This is a genomic window from Mycobacterium alsense, assembly GCF_002086635.1.
Taxonomy (GTDB): domain Bacteria; phylum Actinomycetota; class Actinomycetes; order Mycobacteriales; family Mycobacteriaceae; genus Mycobacterium; species Mycobacterium alsense.
In genome coordinates, this window is record NZ_MVHD01000110.1 from 1 (window position 1) to 3,391 (window position 3,391).

Here is a 3,391-nt window from a genome sequence, read left to right on the forward strand (position 1 = left end):
CCACGGGCAGAAGGTGCAAGCCGCCGGCAACAACATGGCCAGCACCGACAGCGCCGTCGGGTCCAGCTGGGCCTGACACCCAACTTCAGGCGCGGCAGCACACCACACGTCGGGGTGCTGCCGCGTCCTGCGGTTTCCGACCAACTCACGTCACTCTGACCACTTCGAACCCTGAGGTATTGATGGACCAGCAGAGCACCCGCACCGACATCACCGTCAACGTCGACGGCTTCTGGATGCTTCAGGCGTTGCTCGACATTCGGCACGTCGCACCTGAGCTGCGCTGCCGGCCCTTCGTCTCCACCGACTCGAACGACTGGCTCAACGAACACCCCGGGATGGCGGTGATGCGCGAAGAGGGCATCGTCGTCGGCGACGAGGTGCAGGAGCAGGTCGCCGCGCGGATGCGGGTCCTCGCCGCGCCCGACCTCGAGGTCGTCGCCCTGCTGTCGCGGGGCAAGCTGCTCTATGGCGTCGTGGAAGACGACAACCAGCCTCCCGGGTCGCGGGACATCCCCGACAACGAGTTCCGCGTGGTCCTGGCCCGGCGCGGCCAGCACTGGGTGTCGGCCGTGCGCGTCGGCAGCGACATCACCGTCGACGACGTCGCCGTCGCCGACAGCGCCTCGATCGCGTCCTTGGTGATCGACGGCCTCGAGTCGATCCACCACGCCGAGCCGGCGGCGATCAACGCCGTCAACGTGCCGCTGGAGGAGATGCTGGAGGCGACCAAGTCCTGGCAGGAGTCCGGTTTCAACGTCTTTTCCGGCGGGGACCTGCGGCGGATGGGCATCAGCGCCTCCACCGTCGCCGCGCTGGGCCAGGCGCTGTCCGACCCGGCGGCCGAGGTCGCGGTGTATGCGCGTCAGTACCGCGACGACGCCAAGGGTCCGAGCGCCTCGGTGCTGTCGCTGAAGGACGGTTCGGGCGGCCGCATCGCGCTCTACCAGCAGGCGCGCACCGCGGGTTCGGGGGAGGCGTGGCTGGCGATCTGTCCGGCCACCCCGCAGCTGGTGCAGGTGGGCATCAAGACCGTGCTGGACACGCTGCCCTACGGCGAGTGGAAGACACACAGCAGGGTTTGACACACGGGTGAAACACAAACTTCACCAACGCTTCTGCCGAGAACATGCGGTCGGGATGCGAAGGCGGCATACTCCTTTAGAATCATCAGCAAATCTTCAAGGCAAATGTTCAAGGCAGTGTCACCACAACTCCGTAACAAGGCGAGGCAGATGAAAACCGAACTAGTCGTGCTGCACCTGTCCGGGGGCCGCGGCGCCCCGGCTCGTGTAGCGCCCGGGTCCGCCACCCGCCTGGCAACGCGGGGTCACACATTCACCAGGGCAGGGGGTGCAGGGCGATGACCGCTGTAGGAGTAGCTGACGCATTACAGGCAGACATCGAGGGAATCTCGCAACCTCGGGCGGTAGTGGTCGGCGTGATGGCCGGCGAGGGCGTCCAGATCGGCGTCCTGTTGGACGCGAACGCCCCGGTGTCGGTCATGACCGACCCCCTGTTGAAGGTGGTCAACAGCCGGCTCCGCGAGCTGGGCGAGACCCCGCTGGAGGCCACGGGCCGCGGCAGGTGGGCGCTGTGCCTGGTCGACGGCACGCCCCTGCGCGCCACCCAGTCGCTGACCGAGCAGGACATCTACGACGGCGACCGGCTGTGGATCCGGTTCCTCCCCGACACCGAGCACCGCTCCCAGGTCATCGAGCACATCTCGACCGCCGTCTCGGCAAACCTGAGCAAGCGATTCGCCGCGATCGACCCGATCGTCGCGGTCCAGGTCGGTGCCTCGATGGTCGCGGTGGGGGTGACCGCGGCATCGGCTCTGCTGGCCTGGTGGCGTTGGCACCACAACTCGTGGCTGCCCACGGTCTACGCCGCGATCATCGCTGCGATCGTGCTGTCGGTGGCCATCATGCTCGCGATGCGCGCGAAGACGGATTCGGATCGGCGTGTCGCCGACACCATCCTGCTGAGCGGCCTCGTGCCGCTGGCGGTGGCCGCGGCGTCGGCGCCGCCGGGCGGCGTCGGCTCCCCGCAGGCGGTGTTGGGCTTCGGCGTGCTGACCATCGCCGCGGCGCTGGCGCTGCGCTTTACCGGCCGCCGGCTGGCCATCTACACCGCGATCGTCACGATCGGCGCGGTGACGACCGTCGCCAGCCTGTCGCGCATGGTCGCCATGACCAGCGCGGTCACCAACTTCGCGTGCGTGGTGCTGGTCTGCGTGCTGGCCTACCACGCCGCCCCGGCGCTGTCCCGCCGGCTGGCCGGCATCCGGCTGCCCGTCTTCCCGTCGGCCACCAGCCGGTGGGTCTTCGAGGCGCGGCCCGACCTGCCCACCACCGTGGTGCGCCCCGACGGAGGCGCCCCCGTGCTGGAGGGCCCCGCGTCGGTCCGCGACGTGGTGTTGCAGGCCGAGCGGGCGCGCTCGTTCTTGAGCGGGCTGCTGTTGGGCCTCGGCGTGCTGATGGTGGTCTCGCTGACCGCGCTGTCGAATCCGCACACCGGCGAGCGCTGGCTGCCGCTGCTGCTGGCCGGCTTCAGCGCCGGCTTCCTGATGCTGCGGGGCCGTTCGTACGTGGACCGCTGGCAGGCCATCACCCTGGCCGCGACGTCGGTGATCATCGTCGCCGCGGTGGTGGTGCGCTACGCGCTGGTGCTGCACTCGCCGCTGGCGTTGTCGATCAGCGTGGCGATCCTGGTGCTGCTGCCGGCGGCGGGCATGACGGCCGCGGCGGTCGTGCCCAACACCATCTACAGCCCGCTGTTCCGCAAGTTCGTGGAATGGATCGAATACCTCTGCCTGATGCCGATCTTCCCGTTGGCATTGTGGTTGATGAACGTCTATGCGGCGATCCGCTACCGCTAGCCGCCGGGCGCGGCGCGGCAACGCGGCCCGTGCCGCGGTCGCCGCGCTCCTGCTGACGTCGGGCGCATTGGCGGGGTTGCCGCCCGCGTACGCGATTTCGCCCCCGACCGTCGATCCCGGCGCGCTGCCGCCCGACGGAACGCCCGCACCGCCGGCGCCGATGAAACAGAACTCCTACTGCACCGAGGTCGGGGTGATACCCGGCACCGACTTCCGGCTGCCGCCGAAGTACATGGAGATGCTGAACCTGCAGGAGGCGTGGCAGTTCGGGCGGGGCGCCGGGCAGAAGGTCGCGGTCATCGACACCGGCGTGACCCCGCATCCCAGGTTCCCGCACCTGCTCCCCGGCGGCGACTACATCATGTCGGGCGACGGGCTGTCGGACTGCGACGCGCACGGCACCATCGTCGCGTCGATGATCGGCGCGGCGCCGGCCAGCGGCGCGGCGACGCCGCCGGCCGCTCCGCGCAGGCCGGTCCCCGTCCCCACCACCGAGCCGCCCCCGAAACC

Annotated in this window: 3 protein-coding genes and 1 pseudogene; all 4 read left to right on the plus strand. The window is 69.7% G+C overall.

Translation table 11 applies throughout. The annotated features are described in order from the left end of the window. A pseudogene (locus BST11_RS26615) lies at positions 1-76 on the plus strand (type VII secretion protein EsxI); the annotation flags it as partial. Between the two features lie 106 nt (positions 77-182). Further along, on the plus strand, positions 183-1,085 hold the full coding sequence (locus tag BST11_RS26620; protein WP_083141154.1) for an ESX secretion-associated protein EspG: 903 nt from the start codon (positions 183-185) through the stop codon (positions 1,083-1,085). 278 nt (positions 1,086-1,363) lie between these two features. Next, complete coding sequence (gene eccD / locus BST11_RS26625) at positions 1,364-2,881, plus strand: type VII secretion integral membrane protein EccD (RefSeq protein ID WP_083141155.1); 1,518 nt, start codon at positions 1,364-1,366, stop codon at positions 2,879-2,881. Then, positions 2,859-3,391 (plus strand): S8 family serine peptidase (locus tag BST11_RS26630; protein ID WP_342351743.1); only part of this gene is annotated, 533 nt, incomplete at its 3' end. The genes eccD and BST11_RS26630, both read left to right, overlap by 23 nt.

Coding starts and splice junctions, on each gene's coding strand:
- eccD (WP_083141155.1), top strand. CDS start 1,364: ATGACCGCTGTAGGAGTAGCTGACGCATTACAGGCAGACATCGAGGGA.
- BST11_RS26620 (WP_083141154.1), top strand. CDS start 183: ATGGACCAGCAGAGCACCCGCACCGACATCACCGTCAACGTCGACGGC.